The following is a 993-nucleotide window of genomic DNA, read 5'->3' on the forward strand; positions in this document are numbered from 1 at the left end:
TAACCTGAATCTCGTTTAAGAAAATTGAACTAAATGCCTGTTCCGAGATCCGATCTTTCGACCAAGAACGATTGGATAAACAAGGAACAGGCATGATTAAATTAGTTGAATTGTTTTGCGATGTCGACGATTTTTGCAAAGTATTTATACCTCAATGGGAAAAACAATTACTCGAAGACGGTACCCAAAAACGTCAACGAGCAGGACGTATGACGACCAGTGAAATCATGACAATTGTCATTAGTTTTCATATGTCACATCACCGTGATTTTAAAAATTACTATCTTGGCTATGTTTCACTTATGTATAAAAGTGAATTTCCTAACTTACTCAGTTACACACGATTTTTAGCCGTTATACCGAGGATACTTGTGCCGATGTGTGCTTATTTTACTTCACTTAAAGGTAAACCCACAGGCGTTGAATTCATTGATTCTACATGTATTAAGGTGTGTCATAATATTCGTATTCCCAGACACAAAACCTTTGATGGAATAGCCCAGCGAGGCAAAGGAACGATGGGTTGGTTTTATGGCTTCAAGTTGCATTTAATAGTTAATCACCACGGTGAAATTGTCGCTGCCAAAGTGACAACAGGTAATGTGCATGATACGCAACCAGTGCGTGAATTAGCGAGCTGCCTTACAGACAAATTGTATGGTGACAAAGGGTATTTAAGTAAAGCCTTAGAAGCGGATTTACTCGATAAAGGTGTGAAGCTCATTACGACTGTTCGCAAAAATATGAAAGCAAAAGCGATGTCATTATGGGATAGAGCGATGCTTTCAAAGCGGTTTATAATCGAGACAATTAATGATCAACTCAAGAACATATCCTTCATTGAACATTCGAGACATCGGAGTATGAACGGTTTTATGTTGAATTTAGTAGCTGGGTTGGTGGCTTATTGCTTGAAAGAAAATAAGCCACACCTTAATTTAACTGACGTAGAGCTCAACGCACTAGTTATCGCTTAAGCAGATCTCAGGTTAA

1 protein-coding gene is annotated in these 993 nt (G+C 38.3%); it reads left to right on the plus strand.

What is annotated here, in order from left to right:
* Positions 1–92: 92 nt before the first annotated feature.
* A complete protein-coding gene (locus A9479_RS19455; RefSeq protein WP_064664329.1) occupies positions 93–977 on the plus strand; it encodes an IS982 family transposase in 885 nt (294 codons plus the stop codon).
* Positions 978–993: the final 16 nt, after the last annotated feature.

This window comes from Pseudoalteromonas sp. MQS005 (assembly GCF_001661605.1).
Lineage (GTDB): Bacteria > Pseudomonadota > Gammaproteobacteria > Enterobacterales > Alteromonadaceae > Pseudoalteromonas > Pseudoalteromonas tetraodonis.

Excerpts from the sequence above, each read along its gene's own strand:
- A9479_RS19455 (WP_064664329.1), top strand. The coding sequence starts at position 93 with ATGATTAAATTAGTTGAATTGTTTTGCGATGTCGACGATTTTTGCAAA.